Source organism: Chryseobacterium sp. Marseille-Q3244 (assembly GCF_940807095.1).
Taxonomy (GTDB): domain Bacteria; phylum Bacteroidota; class Bacteroidia; order Flavobacteriales; family Weeksellaceae; genus Chryseobacterium.
The window spans coordinates 182,774-203,647 of the sequence record NZ_CALNWX010000002.1 but is presented as its reverse complement, the minus strand read 5'-3'; the positions used below and the strand labels follow the sequence as shown (position 1 = coordinate 203,647).

Genomic DNA, 20,874 nt, shown 5'->3' with positions numbered 1-20,874 from the left:
TAATAACAGTATTTTTATCTTTTAATTTATGAAAAACCACCATTACAAAATCACCACTCAATGGACAGGAAACAAGGGAACCGGAACCAGCGGTTACAGAGACTATGAAAGAAGCCATACCATTTCAGCAGACAATAAAGTTGTTATTGAAGGCTCCTCTGATCCTGCATTCCGGGGAGATAGAACCAAGCATAATCCTGAAGAAATGTTTTTATCTTCACTTTCCTCCTGTCACATGCTATGGTATCTTCATTTTTGCTCCGAGGCGGGTGTTATTGTAACAGACTATATTGATGAAGCCACCGGAATTATGGAAGAAACCGCTAATGGCAGTGGGCATTTCACAGAAGTAACGCTCCACCCTACCATTACTGTTTCGGAGGAGTCTATGATACAAAAAGCAAAAGAGCTGCATCATAAAGCCAGTGAATTTTGCTTTATTGCCAACTCAGTTAATTTTCCTGTAAAACATATCCCTACTCTGTTAGTTAAATAAAAAAATATTTTCTAATAAAACTTCGGAAAACAGCAGTAATATTAAACATTTAGCTACAATAACTCTAAATTTCACACTCAAAACTCAACAAAAAGAGATTTATTTAGCAAATAATCAATAAAAATAACATTTTATTACAATAATAATCATATAAAATTAAAATTATTTATCAATATCATTCATTATATTAAGTTTTTTTTATATTTTTACATAAACAAAACCAACCATGATGAAACCAAGATTAACTATTTTTGATGAACCCATGTTGTATACAGAGGGTTTATCAAAATTACTAATGCAGAGTAAAATTTTCAATACAATAGACATCTGTAATTCTTTAGAAACTCTCTCCGAACAACTAAAAGACGAGCCGCCTGAAATGCTTGTCATGAGTTCCAATATTCTTATGCTTACTGAAATATGCAAATCTGTAGAAAGTATCGTATCAAAACATAATCATATTAAAATTATTATCATTGGAAGCTGTTATGATGTAATAGATATCAGAAAGCTATTCAATAAAGGCATTAAAAGCTATTTGGATAAAAACTGCAAATATGATGAATTTCTAAAAGCTATTAATGCTTTATTACTGAACGAAATTTATATTTGTGACCATGCGAAGGAAAGGATGCTGAGCTTCATCAGTAATGAACAGGAGAAGCGTAATTTCCACATCAGAGATCCCCTTACCCGTCGTGAAATGGAAATTCTAAAACTGATTTGCGATGGCTTTAGCAGCAAAGATATCTCTGAAAAGCTCTTTATAAGTATCAATACGGTAGAAACACATCGAAAAAAAATTCTTTTGAAACTCAACGTAAAAAACACTGCGGGAGTCGTAAAATATGCTATTGAAAATCATATTGTAGACTGATTGACAATTCCAGATCATTAACCTAAAAAATTCCAAACCTTCCGGCCTGGAATTTTTTTTGCCTCGTTCTAAATTTCCTTTGATAAAAAACTTGGCAAACCAAAAATTATTAATTAATATTTTATAATAAAAGTCAATGGTGAATGTCCAATTCGCTGTGCCTTTCAATTTTTTCTTGAGGCAAAAGTTCATTACTTACGAAACACAATTCACTATTGACTTTTATATCAACTAACCTTAAATCTCTCCTCTCCTACTCATAGTCCGGCATTTCACCATTACTGAAAAGTGTGGCTCGTGAAAGATCTGTCATACTGCTGTTAAGATTTATTACCATTACATTTCTTTGTGAAATATTATCATTGGAAGTATTCATAAAGATCACCTGGGCATTATTGGGTGAAAATCTTGGGTCCAGATCATTAGTTCCTAATGCTTTTTCGCTTTCAGAAGAAATATCGCTTATCGCATTACTCGTTAAGTTATAAATGAAAATATGAGAATCCAATTGGCGATAATTTCCACTTCCATCCTGGTATCCTGATAGATCACGGGTAAAGAGAAGAAGCTGTCCGTCTACAGAGAAATTCAATCCTCCACTAGCCCCAGCAGATCCGGACAATACTGTTTTAAGAACATTTCCCATCATATCTATAACATAAATACTTGTATTATAACCGTTATAGTCATTCGTTTTTATGGCAATTTTGCTTCCGTCATAGCTCCAGTCACATTCCGAAATCATGCTTCCATCCGGAGTGGTATATACCAGAGTCAGTCCGCTTCCATCTTTGTTGATTCTATATAATTTATTAAAATTTGAATAAATAATTTCTTTACCGTTGGTACTCCAGGCAAAATCCACTTCGTAAGCATTAAAGCCGGCTACAGGAACAGTGGTTACTTTAAAAGGATTGGAACCATCCGGATTTGCGGTGTAAATATGGGTACTTCCCCCTTCAGTTCGGAGAAAAGCAATGAGACCTGCGTTATTATTTTTCCGTGGCCTCCAGCTGTTATAGGAAGAGTCTGTAAACTGAAAACTATTTCCCTGTTCATCACTTGACATGATAACAAAGTTACCATTCAGTTTTCTCACGTAATGATATCGGTTAGCCGGAACCGTATTGGTCGTAAACTTACCCGTCTGACTTAAAACTGGCTGGTGAATGCCGTCCGAAACAGACACCTGCCAGAAGTAACTTACACCAAACTTCAGATTTGAAAGTGTATAGTGATTCACTTTCAACTCATTAACCTGTATCACATTAGTGTCAAGATTATTTTTAATTGTTAAACTATATTTTAAAACGTCTGCTGTATCCGGATCGGTTGCACTCCAGGTCAGCTCAACACTCAATGGCTGATTGACCGCATTGTCTATCGGACTTAGAAGCTGCGGTGTGGTAGGTGGAGAATTCAGTGAAGTATCATCATCCATTTCAAATACCACTGTTACCACCTGATTTTGATTCTGCATATTGACAGACTGAAAGCTTGTAATATATCCTGAAAGCTCTGCTTTTACTGAATAATTACCTATCGGCATTGCCGCAATTTCAAAAGAACCATCTGTACCACTGAAAACGGTTTGTGTGGTAGGATTGGTAAATATTTTCACATTCGCAAGGGGCACATTACTGCCTCTTTTCACTACTTTTCCTCTTAGAATTCCTGTTTGAGCCTGTTCTACAAGGTCTTCATTGCATGAAAACAGACAAAAAATCAGGATGAATATGCTTAGTATTTTGATTAAAGTTTTCATAATTTGTGTTTTTATTTGTTTCCAAGGTAAAAATTGATCCCCAGTGCAAAACGTAAGGCCTGATCTTTTCTTTTTCCATTGGCAAGCCCTTCCCAATCATCTTTAAATCCTAGATCATATTGAGCTGAGACTCTCAGCGAAAAGTTGTGATCGATCATGTATTCAAGTCCGCCTCCAACCTGTCCTTTGTATTGAGGTTTATATTTAGAGTACAGTGCTCCTGCCCCTCCATAAATATAGGGACTGAATCTGTATTTTGGAAAAAGAAGGTATTCCAGATTCACTTCAGGACCGAAGTAGTTTCTTTTGACTATATTTTCATTTTCAAGGGTAAAATAGTTTCCATTTACCTCAACATTAAAGTTAGGAGTGAGGAAATATTTCATTCCCACTTTCCCACCAATATTCATTTTAGGATTTACATAATCATCTTTAACTTTCTGAGCTTCTACATTGGCAAATACGGAAATCTTTTGTCTATAATTCTCCGGATATCGGTTTCCTACTACCCGTCCATTATTATTTTCCTGTTCTTTATTATATTCATTGAGCAATGCCTGATAACTTGTAGTACTGTCAATCGCTTTTCCCCATATTTTATCTTGAATACCTTCTACGATAAGCGATTTAACGGCTTTTTCAATAGCTTCGGTTACGGCTAACTGAACGGGTTCGTTTTGAGTTAATCCTACCTCAGCTTCCAGAAGTCTTTCAGTATCTATATATCTGAAAAAGCTTCCATTGATGCTGGTTGAAAGAATGGTTTTGGAAGTGTAAACTGTTTTAAGAATTTCTCCGTTAAGGGTGGAAACAGCACGCAGATAAATGGTAATTCTATCCTGACGGTATTGTGTGGAAGCTCCAATGCCAAAGTAACGGGCACCAAGACCTCCTGTCAGGATATTACTGTCATAGGAAATGACCCCTCCTTCCAGAAGAATTCCGGCATATAGAAGTGGAGGAAGTGACTGAGTATTTTTATCTGCATCTTTAATATATTCCTGACGTGTGGACCGGATAATTTGTCTTTCATTGAGCAGGTTGGCAATATTTTCTCTTTCGATAGGAATGAACCAACGGCTGTCTTCAAGTGCTTTGATCAGAATGGTAGTGGTCCCCTGTGGCACGGCAGTGCTCCAATTGTTACCATTTTCAGAAGGTTTATACTGGCCGGTCTGGTCTCTGAATTTATAAACTCCGATCACTATTTTCTCTTTAGGCAGAGGGAGTTTCTTAAGTTCTTCTGTGGAAGAAGTTACCTCTCCCATTGTTGGCTTTTCAGGATCTGAAGGTAGACCAAAGATTGAGCTACAGGCCTGTAAAACACATAGCAGAAAACTACAGAAAAAAATTCTGGTGTAAGTGTAAGTTCTCATGATAAGTTTGGTTTTAAGTTTTTATTTTATTTTGGAATTACGATCTCGGACTGATCGCCTGTACTGGTATCCAAAATATTAATCAAAAGTCCCTGATTGGTATTGGTAATCTGAAGGTAAAGTGAACCAAAAAGATAATTACCCGGTTTTATATTTCCACTCCCAAACTGCTCGTCAAATAGTTTTCTTGAAAGTTCACTGAGGATTTGTCTATTGAGACTCTGAGTAAAACTATCAAGGGAATTCACTTTATCAAGCAGATTGCTGTAATCGTTTTTTTGGTCAAACTGATTCTGTGCATTAGCTGAGCTTAAAAGCCACTGATAATTAAAAGTATCACCTCCAAATGCAGGATTAATCGGCTTATAAACAAGTTGCTGAGATTTTCCTTGGAAAATACCCGCAACAAAAAGTAAAAGAATAACAAAAGTTTTCATAGCGGACGTTTTTAATAGATAAATTCATTTTTTATAAGGTTTTTCTTTGCTGTAAATTCCTTGATATATTTTAAGCTAAAAGCTAATTGTTCTTTTAAATAATCTTCTCCCGGATTGGTCATAAAGCTGTAGATTATTTTATCTTCCATCTGAATATTGATTTGACCGCTTGTTCCCCGAAGAGGAAGTTCAGCAATAGTGATGGCGCTGCTGCTTTTGTCCGGAAGCTGACTATATTGGATATAAAACATATCATAAAAGTCTTTTCCAACCTTAGTTTTGGTTTCATCAATGGTGAGTCCTTTAAGTTCATAAACAGCATCATCTTCTGCCTTGGCTATCTTCTTTCTAAAAAGATCACTATTGAGTTCAAGACTGTCTTTTGCTACCAAAACTTTAGATTCCTCATCTCTGATATAAAGGAAAGCTTTCAACGCGTCTTTTGATTCAAGATTGACACTCATCTCAGATAATACCTTTACTTCGTTAGGATTGACAGAAAACTTACCACTTTGCTGATTATTGGAAAGGTTTCCTCCGTTTCCTTTTTTTATAGATATTAAAAGATAATTCAGTTCTTTGTACACCGCTGTATTATTAACAACTATAGCTTTTATTTTGATTTGGTTCTCCAACGTGCTGCTTTCAATTCTTGCGGTTACTTTTTTATCCTCCTGCCCATAACCCAATATAAACAGGAAGACAAAAAAAATATTCAAACTCAGGATGGATAAAGGTTTCATCATTTGTGATTTAATAATTTCTCATGAAGACGGTTCTGTTATCTCCTTTGACATTGATCTGAATTCCGTCTGAAATGCTATTGCTTCCCGTAACGTCAACGATATTATTACTTCCTTGCGTAATAATGGCAGCCTTGGTTTCCTTATCTGTGAATGAATTGATAAAATAAAGAGCGTTATAGTCTCCAAGCTGCTTTACAGTAATAATGGTTTTGTTATTAAGAGAAAGTTCTGCATTATTATAGTCACCCATCTGAATGATATTAGAGTAACCGGCATTCATTTCAATATTCTGTTTGGTGATAAGATTTAAGATTGTATTGCTGTTGATCTTATCCCAGTCGATTTCCTGAGCCTGCAATGGCAACACCATATAAAGAGCTAAAACACTCCATCTCAAATTAAACATGGCATTGATATTTAAATTAAACATACATTCATAGAGAATGGAAGAAAACCCACCCAGTAAATATTGATATACAATCATAATTTCCTGGCAATTTTAAGCTTTAAGCAAAAAAGGAGAACCCCACACCTGTAGTTTCTCCTTTCAATGTTAAAGATTACAGTATTAAAAAGGGCTTAGTTCGATTGATTTACAACCATAGAGTTTCCATTACCTACCTGAGTTCCAATATGAAGGTGAGCATCACCAGTTTGAGTTACCCAAGTAAAGTTACCGTTACCAGCTTGAAGGTCAATAGCCATATTGGAATCTCCTAATTGTGCTTGATATAATTGGTTTCCATTACCCACTTGTATTCCTACAGCAGTGTTATCATTACCTACCTGAGCAGAAGCAGCAATATTATTACTACCTAGCTGTGTATGGTTTGCTGTATTATCATTACCATCCTGATACTGAACAAGCAGGTTATTAGCTCCTATCTGAAGTCCATCGGCTTCATTTCGTCTTCCTAACTGAACCTGATAAGCCATATTACCGCTTCCTAACTGAATCGCTGAAGCGTCGTTTCTTCGTCCATCCTGATATTGATACACAGAGTTACCAATACCTACTTGCACGGATGAAGCATCATTTCTTCTTCCAATCTGAGTTTGTTGAGTAGAATTCAATAAACCAATCTGCCAGGTTGATGCATCGTTTCTATTTCCTGTCTGGCTTACAGTATTTGAGTTCCCGATACCTATTTGATCTACATCTATTGAATTTCTATTTCCATTACTTACTGCAGTATTCATATTTAAGATACCTACCTGGTCAATATCTGCAGTATTACGGTTTCCATTCTGTGTTAAAGAATTCATGTTCAAAAGACCTGTCTGGTCTACAGTAGCTACGTTCAAGTTTCCTGTTTGGGTAGTCACATCAATATTAGATTGAGCGAAACTGAAACTCATGGCGATTAGTGTTAGCACACCTGAAAGTAAATTTTTCATCTTAGTAAAAATTAATTGGTTAATAGTATGACAAAGGTATATGCTCCATCTCAATGAGAAACCACCATCAAAGTGTAAATTATAAAAGTCACCATTTATGGTTTCTAAGCTCACTATTTCTGGTATTTACCGAATCACGGATTTCAGTTACGTAGAAATACGGTATACAGAATGTCAATGGTGAATAGTCAATTTGCTTAGTATGTCAATTTTTTAGGGAATAGCCAGTAACCATTCACGATTCACTTGTGAAACACACCCCTACCATTGGTTAATTAATGTTAAGGCCTTTATTTCTTCAGGAATATATTGTTAAATTTGAGCTATGGAAAATTTTGGAAAAGATTTATTAAGAAAAATAAAAAGTGTAGAGCTTCCCGGCGAACCCGCCCATGGAGTGTTCTCACCTCCCTACCGTCCCGTTTTTACGTACGATGAAGTACTTGCAAAAAATCCTAAGTTTGCAGCCGTAAATATTGTGTTGTATCTAAAAGATAACGAGTGGTATTTTCCGTTAATCCAAAGAACCGTTAATGAACATGACAGACATAGCGGACAGATCTCGTTACCTGGCGGAAAGCGTGAAGAAATGGATCAGGATTTTGCTGAAACTGCCATTAGGGAAACCTCTGAAGAAATTGGGATAGATAAACATTATGTGAGAATTATCAGAGAAATGTCTCCCATTTATATTCCACCAAGTAATTTTTACGTATATCCGTATATTTCATATACTAAAAAGAATCCGCTCTTCGTTCTTCAGCAGAGTGAAGCTGTAGAGACCATTGAGTTTCCGATCACTTCTTTTTTAAACCTGTCGGATACTCCAGAAATTATGGCACTTCCGAGTGCCGGCGGAAGTGAAGTTCCTGTCATTAATTTCAATGGATATATTATCTGGGGTGCTACGGCAATGATATTAAGTGAATTCAGCCAGTTGCTGAAAAAAATGTAACTTTGCACTACCGTGTTTAATTAAAAAATGGCGAAGAAAAATATTTTCACCGATGCATTCGGAACACCTTATTTTTTAAAAAGGTTTATTATTTTTATTTTAGGAGTTGTATCCTACAGAAGGTTCAACGGCTTTAATAAGTTAAAAATAACCGGAACAGAGCACCTGGTGGATCTTCCGGATTCTAATGTATTATTTGTATCTAACCACCAGACTTATTTTGCTGATGTAGCTGCAATGTATCACGCTTTCTGTGCCGTAAATAATGGATATTTAAATACGATTAAGAATCCGATCTATCTGTTAAATCCAAAAATCGATTTTTACTATGTAGCAGCAGAAGAAACCATGAATAAGGGTATTCTTCCTAAAATCTTTAAGATTGCAGGAGCCGTAACAGTAAAAAGGACCTGGAGGGCAGAAGGAAAAAATGTCAACAGAATGGTAGACATGAGCGAGGTAGACAATATTATGAAAGCACTGGACAACGGCTGGGTAGCAACCTTCCCTCAAGGAACAACATCTGCCTTTGCCCAGGGACGAAGAGGGACTGCCAAATTGGTAAAAAACCAACGCCCAATTGTAATCCCGATTAAGATTAACGGATTCAGAAGAGCATTTGATAAAAAAGGACTTCGTGTAAAGGTTACCGGTGTAAAACCTACCATGGAATTCAAGGCTCCTCTGGATATCGATTATGATAATGAAAAAGCACCGGAAATTTTATTGAAGATTATGACTGCTATTGAGCAGACTGAAGACTTCAATGTATTACACAATTATGATGAAGAACTTAAAGCTAAAAAATTAGAACAAAAGGACTCAAATAATTAAAGTAAATTAAAATTATGAACAGAATAATCGGAATTTTATTCGCCATCATAGTATTTGTTTCATGCAACAGCCAAAAAGTATATTCGGATTTCGACATCAGCTATTCGAAAAGTGGTGGCTATGCTCCCGTATATGAAAATCTGCTTATCAAAGGGAATAATGTACATTACTCATTTGAAGGTCAGGGAAAAAAATACAAACAGGATTTTAAAATTTCCAATGAAGATCTGAAAAAACTGGATCAGGTTCTTTCACAGAATAATTTCAGAAGAATACAGGAAGATCGTAAAAAATTATACGACAATATTGCTACTTCGATCAATATTAAGAAAGGTCCTAATGAAGGCAGTAAGTCGGATGCCAGTATGATTATTCCTAATTATCAGACTAACTGGAATAATATTCTTGAGGCTTTCCAGCAGATCATTAATACTAATGTTAAAAAACAGTAAATACAATTGAAAACCCACTTCATTGCCATTGGCGGAAGCGCCATGCACAATCTTGCCATTGCATTAAAAGATAAAGGATATCAGGTTACCGGCTCAGATGATGCTATTTTTGAACCGTCAAAATCCAGATTGGAGAAAAAGGGAATATTACCTCAGGAAATGGGTTGGTTCCCGGAAAAAATCACTCCGGATATTGATGCTGTGATCCTTGGAATGCATGCTCATCAGGATAATCCTGAACTGGCTAAGGCAAAAGAATTAGGGTTAAAAATATATTCTTACCCGGAATTTCTATACGAACAGTCTAAGAATAAAACCAGAGTAGTTATTGCCGGATCACACGGAAAAACAACCATTACTTCCATGATCCTTCATGTGCTGAATTTCCATCAGAAAGAGGTAGATTTTATGGTGGGTGCTCAGCTGGAAGGCTTCGACTGTATGGTAAAACTAACTCAGGATAACGATTTTATGGTGTTGGAAGGTGATGAATACCTTTCTTCTCCTATTGACCTGCGTTCCAAATTTTTATTGTACCAACCGAATATCGCCCTGATGAGTGGTATTGCATGGGACCATATCAATGTTTTCAAAACATTTGATGATTATATTGAACAGTTCAGAAAATTTGTAGCAAGCATTACTCCAGGTGGTGTTTTAGTGTACAATGAAGAAGATCTGGAAGTAGTGAAAGTAGTGGAAAATGCTGAAAATTATTTCAGAAAGATCCCTTACAAAACTCCTGAATATGAGATCAGCAACGGAAAAGTATACCTAAAAACGGAAATGGGAGATGTTCCTCTTTCTGTTTTTGGTGCACACAACCTGTTGAATATGGAAGGGGCAAGGCATATTTGCCAACAGCTGGGTATTATGGACGAAGATTTCTATGAAGCAATTATGAGCTTCAAAGGAGCTTCTAAACGCCTTGAAAAGGTAGAAAGAGAAGATAAAGGAATATTGTATAAAGACTTTGCCCACGCTCCCAGTAAAGTAAAGGCTGCTGTAAAAGCATTCAAAGAGCAGTTTAAGAATGAAAAGAAATATGGCTTCCTTGAACTTCATACCTACTCTAGCTTAAATCCTGCCTTTTTAGAGCAGTATGACCACGCTATGGACGGATTGGAGGAAGCGGTCGTTTTCTATTCTGAAGATGCTTTAAAAATTAAAAGAATGGAGCCTATTTCTCCGGAATTTATTAAAGAAAAATTCAAGAATGAGAATCTAAGGGTTTTCACAAATGCTGAAGATCTTCACGCTTACTGGAATACATTGGACAAAACCAATGGAGTTTATCTGATGATGAGTTCAGGAAACTTTGGCGGACTGGATCTGACGAAATAAATTCAATTTGAGAATGAGTTAATTTGAGAATTTGATAATAATACCTCAAATTTCCAAATAAAATAAATTCCTTTCAGTTTTGAAAGGAATTTATTATTTTATTTGATTCTTTTAAAATAAAATTTAATAATATCTTTTATTCCGTCGCCATCAACATCCGCAAGATGATCTTCAAACACCATATCTGTTTGCGTTAATTGAGAAATAGTATAAGGAAAATCTTTATCATCGTCATACCAAAACTTTTTAGATACCAGATCAAAAGTATATCTTCTGGTAACAACGTCTGTCTGCACACAATTATTATTTTCAGGAGCAAAAGTTGTGGAAGTCATATCTTTTTCTCTAAATTCATGAGTCCCTTTTTTCTCACATTCGCTGAAGACATGGACTTCTGTTTGTTTATTTGCTGATGTATATTTTTCAGCTTTATTTATATACCATTTTCCAACAATAGAAGCATTATTCGTTTGTGGTTCATCATCATTACTGCTGCTGCATGCTACAATTGTTGAAAATGCAGCTAATGATAGAAATAATTTTTTCATGAAATAATTTAAAATTGTATTTAAACCCCGAAGATACTACAATTTCATTTACTTCTCCTGAGCTTGAAATATGAGATTTTTCAGAATTTGTTCAGTAGAGAGTTCGCTGTAATCATGAATAGATTGTCCTGTCCAAATCCCCACAAAGTCTGTATTCTGTTTAGCTTTAGCAGCTTTCCGTAATGCGTTTGTCAGTTTATTTTGATAAGGATAAGGCAGAATATATTCAGAGTTTTCAACCGTATCAATAAATTTATTTTTAACTCCTCTGGCATATCTGCCTGAAAAGCTTTTTGTTAACATGATCTCATCTTCTCTTACTCTTTTAAGCCTTTCTTTTTCAAAAGGCTGCAAAGCGCTTTCCTGGGAAGCCAATAAAAGATTGCCTACCTGGAATCCTTGTGCTCCCAAATCTTTTACTGCCCGTAAAGTTTTCCCGTTGTAAATTCCACCTGCATAGACCAGCGGAACCTTTACGTGATCGTATACCTGTGATAATAAAGACAAACCTCCGATCTGTGGAACATGTTCCGGATCAAAAGTTCCTCTGTGACCACCAGCTTCTGTTCCCTGCACACAGATGATATCAATCCCTGATTTTTCTAAAATTAAAGCCTCACTTACAGAAGTACAGGTACCAATAAGTGTGATTCCATTTTCTTTAAACTTCTGAATGCTTTGATGATCCAGATTCCCGAAAGTAAAACTTAAAATTTTACAATTTTCTTCAATTACCGCATCCACCAGTTCATGATAAGATCTCACTTTAAGATCTTCCAGATCAGGAAAACTGACTTCAATATTATTGTCTTTTGCAAGTTGCTCTAAAAACGTTCTGGTTTTACCAAATTGATCTTTTAAAACCTCTGTTATTTCGGGAATATGATGTACAAAAATATTAGCTGCAAAAGGTTGATCTGTTAACTTTTTTGTCTCCCTGATCAATTCAATAGATTCATCTGCTGAAAGATCAGCTAATGCCAACGATCCCAGACACCCTGCACGAGTTGCAGCAGCAACCATTGGTACAGTACTCACTCCAAACATCGGAGCCTGAATAACAGGGTATTTTACTCCTAATTTTTTACTGATTGTTTCCGGCCAAAACATAGAAATTATTTTAAATAAAAAGGTACAAAAAATAAGAACACCTCATTTTCAACAGGATATGATATTCCTCACGCTGAGCAGAAAATAAAAATCCCGCAGATCTCACAAACTTCACAGATCAAAATCTGCTTTATCTGTGAAATCTGCGGGAGATATGTTATTGTAATTAAATATCCGCTACAGAATTCAGCATCTTTTGCTCCCATTCCGGGTCTTTTGGATCAAAGAATAATCTTTTCCCTGTATCTAAAGAACGGACAACATTCATTTCATCTGCCGTCAGTTCAAAATCAAATACATTAAAATTCTCTTCAATTCTTGATGGGGTCACAGATTTCGGAATGACTACAAAACCTTCCTGTAAATGCCATCTCAGGATTACCTGGGCCACTGTTTTTCCATATTTCTCAGCAATTGCCTTCAGATCAGGATTATTTAAAAGGCTAGCATTTCCATTACCAAGCGGGCTCCAAGGCTGTGTTATAATATTATTTTCCCTGTCATACACCTGTAATTCTTTTTGTTGGAAAACCGGGTGGAGTTCAATTTGGTTGATGACCGGAAGAATCGTTGAGTTCGATTTTAACTCTTCAAGCTTTTCAACAGTAAAATTACAAACTCCAATTGCTTTAATCTTTCCTTCCTGATACAGCTCCTCCAAAGCCTTCCATGTTCCCAGAAAATCACCATAAGGCCAGTGAATAAGATACATATCCAGGTAATCCATCTGTAGTCTGTCTAACGTTCTCTGAAATGCACGCTTTGCTTTTTCATACCCATGATCCTGAACCCAGACTTTAGAGGTTATAAATAATTCATTTCGATCAATCCCACTGTTTTTTACGGCATCTCCTACAGCCGTTTCATTTTGATAAATAGCAGCAGTGTCAATCATTCTATACCCTGTCTGAATAGCTTTAATGACAGCATTTTCGCATTCTTTCAGGTCCTCCATCTGCCATACTCCAAAGCCTAAAGCAGGAATATCCACTCCGTTATTTAAGGTTACTACAGGTTGTCCTGTGTAAGTTTTCTTTTGCATAAATCTTTATTTTTATCATTAATATAAAGTGATGAAACAAATTTGCGATAAAAAAACGGAATTCTGGCTTACCAATTTTACTGTTTATTGTTAAAAAATGTTATTTGATGAATGTTTGAGATAGGTTGAAAAATGCGGAGGTACAAAGATTTTATCTGCGATAAAATGAATTCTGCATATTTAATAGCCACGGATGCACGAATAAAATTGTATATGAACCGTTTTATCTATAAAATCTATGTTGCTATGTGGTTTATTTTTTTTGAACCACATAGCAACATAGATGATAAATGCAAATAAAATTATTCGTGCATTGGTGGCGAAATATCATCAACATCACACTCCCGAAAATCTTCGATTTTCTTGCGCCTTTGCTATTTCCAACCTCCAAATATTTGTCACTCTATCTATGACTGGGTTCAAATCTCTATTTTCCTTATTTTTGTGGAAGTGATGATTCTTAAATCCTTCATATAAGCCTGTAAATGGAACAGTATACTTTTAATAAAATTGCCAAAGATTCGGAGATCCCTTATGAATTACTATTGTTAGCTGACGAAACCGTTGAAGCTATTAATCAATACATCTTCAAATGTGATATCTATCTGTTACATGACGGAACAGAAAATATTGCTGTGATGGCTTTATATAAAAACAGTGATACTGAACTGGAGATTAAAAATATTGCTGTGATTGAAAGCTACAGAAGCAACGGGATCGGTAGTATTTTAATTAACAAAGCCAAAGAAATTGCCCGTGAAAGCCGTTATGAAATTCTGAGTGTAGGAACTTCAGATACAGGATTTCAGCAGATCCGTTTTTATGAGAGAAACGGATTCAAGAAAGCAGGGATACGTAAAGATTTCTTTATTAAAAATTACCCATTCCCGATTTATGAAAACGGGTTACAGATGCGGGATATGATTATTTTAGAATATACCCTGATCTAATTTTTCAATACTGTATATTACTCCTTTGTTCCCATTACTTTACGGAATAATCCTTTAATATGTTCTATTTCCGTTTGATAATTGGTCTTTTTTCGGCATCCGAAATACAAAATATTTTCCAGCTTTTTCTTTCCCTCCCAGATCAGCTTCACCTCTCCACTGTCAATTGCATTCTTGCACAAGAAATCCGGTACAACGGCTAATCCTGTACCTCCTTTCAGGCAACGGATGATAGAATTGAGATTAGGAACAATATAATTGGGGCGGAAATTCGGTTTGTGACCAAAATTTAAAGTCCAGAACTGGAAAAGATGTTCCATATCTCCGGTAGTTCCATACCATTTCTCATTCTTCAGCCATGCTTCGATCTGTTCAGCATCTTTTGTTTTTAAAACTTTTTTAAAAGCCTCCGTATCTACCTCTTTTCCTCCTACCAATATAATCTGTTCCGAAGAAAATGCTTCATGCTGTATATTAGGTGAAGATCCCTTTTTGGGCGTGATGATGAGATCAAGGATTCCTTTATCCAGCTGATCCAGCATTTCAGGATATTCTCCAAAACTGATAATCAAGTTAAAAGGTAATGAAGAAACATATTGCTCCAAGGTGGTCTGAAAAGTTTCAAAACACATTCCAACACTAATTGTTGGGGTATGCTTTTCTATAGATTTCTGAAAATTTTTCTCTACATCTTCCAGCTTGGTAAGAGGTTCTGCTACAGCATTGAATAATACTTTTCCTCTTTCTGTAGGAATCATTTTTCGCCCAGTCCTGTCAAATAATTTATACCCAACATAGGCTTCGAGTGAACTTAAATGCAAACTTACCCCAGGTTGTGAAATGAATAATGCATCTGCCGCGCCTGTTAATGTCCCGGTTTTATAGATCGCTTTAAAAGTACGATACCATTCTAAATTGACCATGACTTAATTATTAATATTCTGATACAAAATTACAAAATAATTACAATACTAATATATCTCCATTTCTTAAAAAGGAAGCATAATAATCCGGAATCCCGCTTTCCTCGATCTGACAGGCGGTTTCTTCCAACGGATAACTCAGCTGTACAATTTCAGGAATGATCTTTTCATCATCTAAAGTCAATATTAAATAGGAAGCCAACCTGTTTTCTTCTTTGGAACGTCCTACAGAACCACAATTGACAGCCCATTTTTTATTTTCAAGCTGTTTTATAAATGATAAATGAGTATGTCCCATCACGATAAGATCAGATTGTGATTCTTTCAGCATGTCAGAAAAAACTTCATTATTCTCAGATTCATACCAATAAGTATCATTGCTTGTAAGACCAGAATGTACCAACTGAATATTCCAATGTTTATTCCCTATTTTATAATTTAATTTCAAATGAAAAGGAAGTTCGGAAAGAAACTGTTTATGGTCTTCCGTAATATTTTTTTTAGAATGATCTATCGCAATAAATCTTGCCTCTGTTTCTGCTTCGGAATGTTTAGGCAAAGGAAAAACAGGTAGATCAAAAGCAATTCTTTCATCATGATTCCCCAGAAGACAGGGAATATTTAAACTTTTAATCTTTTCTATTACTTCATTTCCCCAAGGGGCAAAATCAACCAAATCTCCCAAACAGAATTTCTGATGAATTCCCCTCTGTTCAATATCCTTCAACACCACTTCCAATGCCGGAAGATTCCCATGTACATCACTGAAAACTGCTATCTGTATCATTCTCTGTCAATTTGTTAATCAAATTTACAAGACGAAAGGGAAATTCCCGTTCAGATACGGCATGACTTTTTACCATGAAAAAGAATTAATAAGGGTGAATCTTTGCTTAGTAAATACATTTTTGGGAGTGGCTGAAAAAAAACTCAAATTTTGAACTCTTCTATTTTATTAATATAAGCACCAATTCCAATGTATAAATATTCTGATACTTTGATATAATTTATATTATTTTTATTATACGTAATCTCATTCTAACTTTGCAGAGTAAAATTTAAACAATCATAAAAAAATGAAAAAAGTACTAATCATTAACGGAGGACAAAATTTCGGACATTCCGGAGGAAAATATAATCAAACAATCGCAGAAAATACAATCGCCGTTCTTAAAGAATTTGATAATGTTGAAGTAAAAATCACTAATGTAAGTGAAGGTTATGACAAACATGAAGAAGTAGAAAAATTCGTTTGGGCAGATTATATCATTTACCACACTCCCATCTGGTGGTTTCAACTTCCGAACGGGTTGAAAAAGTATATTGATGAAGTTTTCACAGCCGGCCACGCCAAAGGTATTTATATGAGTGACGGTAGAAATGCAGCAAATCCAGAGATCAACTATGGTACTGGCGGAATGCTTGGTGGAAGAAAATATATGTTAACAACTAGTTGGAATGCTCCTAAAACAGCTTTTACCCTTCCCGGAGAATTCTTTAATGAGAAAAGTGTAGATGAAGGACCGTTATTTGGGTTCCATAGAATGAATGCCTTCGTCTCATTAGAAAAAATGGACAGTTTCCACTTCCATGATGTGGAAAAAAATGCCAATATAGAGCGCGATATGGAGCTTTACAGAAACCATGTGAAAACCGTTTTTGAAAAAGAATTAAAAGCAGAATTAGTATCATGAAAAAAATATTGATCACAGGGATTACCGGCTATATAGGCGGCAGTATCGCTCAAAAATTATTAGACAGGAATTATGAGGTGATCGGGCTGGTTCGTAATGAAGCCCACGTGCAGGAACTGGAATCGATGGGAATCAAGACCATTATTGGGAATATCCATCATGAAGATCTTATAAAAGAAGTCGTTACCGGCGTTGATGCTGTTATTCACAATGCTGATTCCGCAGATGATGCCTATGCTGCTGATAGCTTTATCAAAGCATTGGAAGGAAGCCATAAAACATTCATATTCACTTCTGGATCTGCTATTTTCGGCGGCAAAGAAAATGGTAAAAAAAGTGATTTTGTTTTCAGAGAAGATTATCCTTTGACTCCAAGACTGGAAATGGCATCAAGGGTCCTTATCAATAATTATGTTCTGCAGTCAGCTCAGAAGGAAATAAGAAGTATTGTGATTGTTCCCACAATGGTGTATGGACAAGGTCTTGGCTTAAAAAAAGACAGCATCCAAATCCCTGCCCTGATTCATTTTTCTGAGAAAAAAGGACACGGTGTTTATTTTGGAGAGGGTGAAAATATATGGTCAAATTTACATATTGAAGATTTGGCAGACCTTTATGTACTGGCACTGGAAAAAGCAAAAAGCGGTTCCATCTATTATGCAGAAAACGGTTCTTCATCTTTAAGAAACATTGCTGAAATTATCAGCAAAAAATATAATCTGGAGCCCGCCAGATCTTTAAGCGTACAGGAAGCCGTTGACAATTTTGGTCCGGCAGGCGGCTATTTCGGTTTTGTCTCCAATAGTATATGCAGCGCAGACAAAGCAAGAACAGAACTGGAATGGAAACCCATCTATACCTCCATTGAAAATTATATCTAATTATGAAAATTCATCTTACAGCTATTATAAAAATCAAAGAAGAATATCAGGCAGAAGTATTGGCAGTTCTTCAGAATATGGTAAAGGAAACAAGAAAAGAAGAAGCCTGTGAGCTTTACAACCTACATCAGGGAATTGAAGACAAAAACGAATTTGTTTTCTATGAGATCTGGAAAAGCCAAGAAGGGCTAGATCGCCACAATCAACAGCCTTACATTCAGGCTTTCGGAGGCTTAGTGGATGAAAAGCTTAAGGAAAAACCACAAATATATTTAACTCATATCATTTAAATATGAAAAAAATAGCGTTTTTAATACTGGCCATTTTCACGATAGGATTTATACAGGCACAGACCAAGAAATCAAAAAGTATGAAAAAGAAAATATTATTCGTTGTCACCAGCCATGATAAAAAGGGCAGTACCGGTGAAGATACAGGATATTATCTGGGAGAAGTTTCTCACCCATGGGAAGTTCTTCACAAGGCAGGCTATGAAATTGATTTTGTAAGCCCGAAAGGAGGAACGCCACCAGTAGACGGATTTGATTTAAAAGATCCTGTAAACAAAGAGTTCTGGGAAAACACAGACTATAAAAACAAAATCGATCATTCTTTAACACCATCACAGGTAAATCCCAAAGAGTATTCAACTATTTTTTATGCAGGGGGCCATGGAGCCATGTGGGATTTTGCAGACAATACAGAACTGGCAGACATTGCTTCAACAATTTATGAAAACGGAGGCATTGTAGCAGGCGTTTGCCACGGCCCGGCAGGTTTGGTTAATATCAAACTGAATAATGGAAAATATCTGGTAGATGGAAAAAAGATCAATGCTTTTACCAATGAAGAAGAATCTGCTGTACAATTAACGGATGTTGTTCCTTTTTTACTGGAGAATAAATTAAAAGAAAGAGGGGCAAAATTTGAAAAATCAGGACTTTGGCAAAACCATGTGGTAACGGATCAAAGAGTGATTACGGGACAGAATCCACAATCTGCCAAGAGTGTTGGAGAAGCAATTTTAAAAGAATTAAATAATAAATAAAAAATGGAATACAGAAAATTAGGAAACACTGATCTCGAGCTATCTGTAATTACGCATGGAGCTTTTGCCATCGGTGGAAATATGTGGGGTGGTAATGAAAAACAGGATTCTATTAACTCTATTCATGCATCATTGGATCATGGAGTCACCTCTATTGATACAGCCCCTTTTTACGGTTTTGGATTAAGTGAAGAAATGATAAGTGAAGCTATTAAAGGAAAAGATCGTTCAAAAATCCAGCTGTTAACTAAATTCGGTTTAGTTTGGGATGGAAGCAACAATGGAAAAGGAGAATTTTTCTTTGATGCCGAAGAGGATGGAAAAACAATTCCGGTTTATAAGTTCGCTTCCAAAGAAAACATTATCAAAGAAGTTGAAGAAAGTTTAAAAAGACTGGGTACAGATTATATAGACCTTTTACAACTTCACTGGCCAGATAGCACAACAGCCATCAGTGAAACGATGGAAGCTATGGAACTATTAATTCAGCAAGGAAAAATTCGTGCTGCTGGAGTAAGTAATTATAGTGTTGCTCAAATGGAAGAAGCTAACAAAACATTGAAATTAGCGAGCAACCAGGTTTCTTACAGTATGCTGAACCGTGCCATTGAAAACGATCTGGTTCCTTATTCTTTAGAGCAAAATTCAGGAATTATCGTATATAGTCCAATGGAAAGAGGTCTTTTAACAGGTAAATATTTTAAGGATAATACATTAAAAGACAACGACCACAGAAACGGTTATTTTTCTCAGTTTGACTTAAATAAAGTAAAAACTTTCTTAGAAAAAATTGAACCTATTGCTCAGGAAAAAGGAGCCAGCCTTTCTCAATTGGTATTAAAATGGACTACCCTACAACTGGCAATTACAGTCGTATTGGCAGGAGCAAGAAATGCACAGCAGGCTATTGAAAACGCTAAAGCAATGTCTATTGATCTTGCTCAGGAAGAATTGAATTTCATCAATTCTGCTTTGAAAGAGCTTTAATAAAAGGAAGCTGGAAGTACTATTGTCTATTAGAATTGCTACTAGTAGCTTAATTTAAATTAATAATTAAATTGAGCTTTAGTAAATCATATAGACTTCATTAACTTCCAGCTTCCTTACTTTATTACTTTGCTATCGGCATGTGGGTACTAACTGCAATTCTGTTCCATGCATTGATCGTCACAATCGCAATGATAATCTGAGCAATCTGAGCATCATCAAAAAATGCTTTAGCTTTTTGGTAAGTCTCATCAGTTAATCCTTGTTGACTGATCAGTGTAATTTCCTCTGTCATAGCCAAAAGCACCTGTTCTTCTTCTGTAAAAAACTCTTTAGCTTCTGTCCATCCATTCAGAATAAAGATTCTTTGAGGCGTTTCACCATACTTGATGGCATCTTTTGTATGCATATCAAGGCAGAAAGCACATTTATTGATCTGTGAAGCTCTGATTTTGATTAATTCCTTTTGAATATGGGTTAAAGAAGTTGTCTGTAAATACCCTTCTAATCCCATCATCGCTTTATACGCTGCTGAATCTACTGTTGCAATATTTAATCTTGCGCTCATTATATAATTATTTTTTGGTTAATTGATCTATACTAAAAGAATATTCCTGCTGAACAGCCAATAAAAGAGCTGCCGCACTTCCCACCCAGACGGAGTAATTGAGCGGAGCTTTAGAACCTAATGCAATAGTCATTGATATAGCAAAAACTAATAATAAAATACTGCTTCCATAGGCTGCAATTCTGGTTTTAAAACCTAAGATCAGCATCAATGGGAAAAGTATTTCCAAAAATGTGGCTGCATAAGCGGAAAAAGTACTCAACGCTTCCGGAAGAAAAAAGGTCAGTGATCTTGTATATTCTTCAAAACTTTTCATGTTTCCCCATGATGAATTTTCTGCACTCCATAACCCGAATCGGTCAGCTACTGCAGAAAGCATGGTTACAGAAAGAGCAAGTCTTAAAAATAGCTGCGGAAATTGTTTTTGTGTATTTGTCATTGCA

Annotated in this window: 25 protein-coding genes; 12 read left to right on the top strand and 13 right to left on the bottom strand. The window is 35.8% G+C overall.

The window, feature by feature from the left end; translation table 11 throughout:
• Nucleotides 1-28: 28 nt before the first annotated feature.
• Together NBX25_RS04065 and NBX25_RS04060 are read left to right on the top strand one after the other, a co-directional pair.
• The gene (locus NBX25_RS04065; protein ID WP_123908747.1) at nucleotides 29-496 is read left to right on the top strand and encodes an OsmC family protein; all 468 of its coding nucleotides are present in this window, start codon (nucleotides 29-31) and stop codon (nucleotides 494-496) included.
• A gap of 226 nt (nucleotides 497-722) precedes the next feature.
• The gene (locus tag NBX25_RS04060) at nucleotides 723-1,373 is read left to right on the top strand and encodes a response regulator transcription factor (RefSeq protein WP_228412866.1); all 651 of its coding nucleotides are present in this window, start codon (nucleotides 723-725) and stop codon (nucleotides 1,371-1,373) included.
• Between the two features lie 253 nt (nucleotides 1,374-1,626).
• Here the strand turns inward: NBX25_RS04060 and NBX25_RS04055 are convergent, their stop codons facing one another.
• The 6 genes from NBX25_RS04055 to NBX25_RS04030 all read right to left on the bottom strand — a co-directional run bounded on the left by NBX25_RS04055 (nucleotide 1,627) and on the right by NBX25_RS04030 (nucleotide 7,095).
• Entirely contained in the window at nucleotides 1,627-3,138 is a 1,512-nt protein-coding gene (locus tag NBX25_RS04055; protein WP_123908748.1) for a carboxypeptidase-like regulatory domain-containing protein, read from the bottom strand.
• Between the two features lie 11 nt (nucleotides 3,139-3,149).
• Nucleotides 3,150-4,514: a CsgG/HfaB family protein gene (locus NBX25_RS04050; RefSeq protein ID WP_250252927.1), complete on the bottom strand. Its 1,365-nt coding sequence runs from the start codon at nucleotides 4,512-4,514 to the stop codon at nucleotides 3,150-3,152.
• Between the two features lie 26 nt (nucleotides 4,515-4,540).
• On the bottom strand, nucleotides 4,541-4,951 hold the full coding sequence (locus NBX25_RS04045; protein ID WP_123908750.1) for a curli production assembly/transport component CsgF: 411 nt from the start codon (nucleotides 4,949-4,951) through the stop codon (nucleotides 4,541-4,543).
• Between the two features lie 11 nt (nucleotides 4,952-4,962).
• Nucleotides 4,963-5,697, bottom strand: coding sequence for a curli-like amyloid fiber formation chaperone CsgH (gene csgH / locus NBX25_RS04040; protein ID WP_250252926.1), 735 nt, complete (start codon nucleotides 5,695-5,697; stop codon nucleotides 4,963-4,965).
• A gap of 7 nt (nucleotides 5,698-5,704) precedes the next feature.
• A complete protein-coding gene (locus NBX25_RS04035) occupies nucleotides 5,705-6,103 on the bottom strand; it encodes a hypothetical protein (RefSeq protein WP_123859290.1) in 399 nt (132 codons plus the stop codon).
• Nucleotides 6,104-6,276: 173 nt separating this feature from the next.
• Nucleotides 6,277-7,095 (bottom strand): hypothetical protein, encoded by an 819-nt coding sequence (locus NBX25_RS04030; RefSeq protein ID WP_123859289.1) that lies wholly within the window; start codon nucleotides 7,093-7,095, stop codon nucleotides 6,277-6,279.
• 325 nt (nucleotides 7,096-7,420) lie between these two features.
• Here NBX25_RS04030 and NBX25_RS04025 point away from each other — a divergent pair, with 325 nt between their 5' ends.
• Genes NBX25_RS04025 through NBX25_RS04010 form a run of 4 tightly spaced genes read left to right on the top strand, consistent with a single transcriptional unit; the run spans nucleotide 7,421 to nucleotide 10,680 of the window.
• Nucleotides 7,421-8,050 (top strand): NUDIX hydrolase, encoded by a 630-nt coding sequence (locus tag NBX25_RS04025; RefSeq protein WP_123908751.1) that lies wholly within the window; start codon nucleotides 7,421-7,423, stop codon nucleotides 8,048-8,050.
• A gap of 27 nt (nucleotides 8,051-8,077) precedes the next feature.
• Nucleotides 8,078-8,884: a lysophospholipid acyltransferase family protein gene (locus tag NBX25_RS04020; protein ID WP_045493822.1), complete on the top strand. Its 807-nt coding sequence runs from the start codon at nucleotides 8,078-8,080 to the stop codon at nucleotides 8,882-8,884.
• 14 nt (nucleotides 8,885-8,898) lie between these two features.
• Nucleotides 8,899-9,336: a hypothetical protein gene (locus tag NBX25_RS04015; protein ID WP_123908752.1), complete on the top strand. Its 438-nt coding sequence runs from the start codon at nucleotides 8,899-8,901 to the stop codon at nucleotides 9,334-9,336.
• Nucleotides 9,337-9,342: 6 nt separating this feature from the next.
• Nucleotides 9,343-10,680 carry a UDP-N-acetylmuramate--L-alanine ligase gene (locus tag NBX25_RS04010; protein WP_123908753.1) on the top strand — a complete coding sequence of 446 codons (1,338 nt, stop codon included), beginning with the start codon at nucleotides 9,343-9,345 and terminating at the stop codon, nucleotides 10,678-10,680.
• Between the two features lie 98 nt (nucleotides 10,681-10,778).
• Here NBX25_RS04010 and NBX25_RS04005 read toward each other — a convergent pair whose 3' ends face one another.
• The 3 genes from NBX25_RS04005 to NBX25_RS03995 all read right to left on the bottom strand — a co-directional run bounded on the left by NBX25_RS04005 (nucleotide 10,779) and on the right by NBX25_RS03995 (nucleotide 13,380).
• Nucleotides 10,779-11,228, bottom strand: coding sequence for a lipocalin-like domain-containing protein (locus NBX25_RS04005; protein WP_250252925.1), 450 nt, complete (start codon nucleotides 11,226-11,228; stop codon nucleotides 10,779-10,781).
• A gap of 48 nt (nucleotides 11,229-11,276) precedes the next feature.
• Nucleotides 11,277-12,338 carry an NAD(P)H-dependent flavin oxidoreductase gene (locus NBX25_RS04000; RefSeq protein WP_250252924.1) on the bottom strand — a complete coding sequence of 354 codons (1,062 nt, stop codon included), beginning with the start codon at nucleotides 12,336-12,338 and terminating at the stop codon, nucleotides 11,277-11,279.
• 166 nt (nucleotides 12,339-12,504) lie between these two features.
• A complete protein-coding gene (locus tag NBX25_RS03995) occupies nucleotides 12,505-13,380 on the bottom strand; it encodes an aldo/keto reductase (RefSeq protein ID WP_123908756.1) in 876 nt (291 codons plus the stop codon).
• Between the two features lie 485 nt (nucleotides 13,381-13,865).
• Between NBX25_RS03995 and NBX25_RS03990 the strand changes: the two genes are divergently transcribed.
• The gene (locus NBX25_RS03990) at nucleotides 13,866-14,330 is read left to right on the top strand and encodes a GNAT family N-acetyltransferase (RefSeq protein ID WP_250252923.1); all 465 of its coding nucleotides are present in this window, start codon (nucleotides 13,866-13,868) and stop codon (nucleotides 14,328-14,330) included.
• 17 nt (nucleotides 14,331-14,347) lie between these two features.
• Here NBX25_RS03990 and NBX25_RS03985 read toward each other — a convergent pair whose 3' ends face one another.
• Entirely contained in the window at nucleotides 14,348-15,253 is a 906-nt protein-coding gene (locus NBX25_RS03985; protein ID WP_250252922.1) for a LysR family transcriptional regulator, read from the bottom strand.
• A gap of 40 nt (nucleotides 15,254-15,293) precedes the next feature.
• A complete protein-coding gene (locus tag NBX25_RS03980) occupies nucleotides 15,294-16,040 on the bottom strand; it encodes a metallophosphoesterase family protein (protein WP_250252921.1) in 747 nt (248 codons plus the stop codon).
• A gap of 289 nt (nucleotides 16,041-16,329) precedes the next feature.
• Here NBX25_RS03980 and NBX25_RS03975 point away from each other — a divergent pair, with 289 nt between their 5' ends.
• From NBX25_RS03975 to NBX25_RS03955, 5 genes are read left to right on the top strand one after another with little or no spacing between them, the layout of a single operon-like run.
• Entirely contained in the window at nucleotides 16,330-16,947 is a 618-nt protein-coding gene (locus NBX25_RS03975; protein ID WP_250252920.1) for an NAD(P)H-dependent oxidoreductase, read from the top strand.
• Nucleotides 16,944-17,828, top strand: coding sequence for an NAD-dependent epimerase/dehydratase family protein (locus tag NBX25_RS03970; RefSeq protein ID WP_250252919.1), 885 nt, complete (start codon nucleotides 16,944-16,946; stop codon nucleotides 17,826-17,828). The genes NBX25_RS03975 and NBX25_RS03970 overlap by 4 nt, the downstream gene beginning before the upstream one ends.
• Before the next feature lie 2 nt (nucleotides 17,829-17,830).
• Nucleotides 17,831-18,118 carry a putative quinol monooxygenase gene (locus tag NBX25_RS03965; protein WP_250252918.1) on the top strand — a complete coding sequence of 96 codons (288 nt, stop codon included), beginning with the start codon at nucleotides 17,831-17,833 and terminating at the stop codon, nucleotides 18,116-18,118.
• 2 nt (nucleotides 18,119-18,120) lie between these two features.
• Complete coding sequence (locus NBX25_RS03960; protein ID WP_250252917.1) at nucleotides 18,121-18,876, top strand: type 1 glutamine amidotransferase domain-containing protein; 756 nt, start codon at nucleotides 18,121-18,123, stop codon at nucleotides 18,874-18,876.
• Between the two features lie 3 nt (nucleotides 18,877-18,879).
• Nucleotides 18,880-19,863, top strand: a complete 984-nt coding sequence (locus NBX25_RS03955) for an aldo/keto reductase (protein ID WP_250252916.1) — start codon at nucleotides 18,880-18,882, stop codon at nucleotides 19,861-19,863.
• 124 nt (nucleotides 19,864-19,987) lie between these two features.
• Here the strand turns inward: NBX25_RS03955 and NBX25_RS03950 are convergent, their stop codons facing one another.
• Nucleotides 19,988-20,431 carry a carboxymuconolactone decarboxylase family protein gene (locus tag NBX25_RS03950; protein WP_250252915.1) on the bottom strand — a complete coding sequence of 148 codons (444 nt, stop codon included), beginning with the start codon at nucleotides 20,429-20,431 and terminating at the stop codon, nucleotides 19,988-19,990.
• A 7-nt stretch (nucleotides 20,432-20,438) separates the two neighbouring features.
• Nucleotides 20,439-20,870, bottom strand: a complete 432-nt coding sequence (locus NBX25_RS03945; RefSeq protein ID WP_164464397.1) for a DoxX family protein — start codon at nucleotides 20,868-20,870, stop codon at nucleotides 20,439-20,441.
• Nucleotides 20,871-20,874 lie beyond the last annotated feature (4 nt).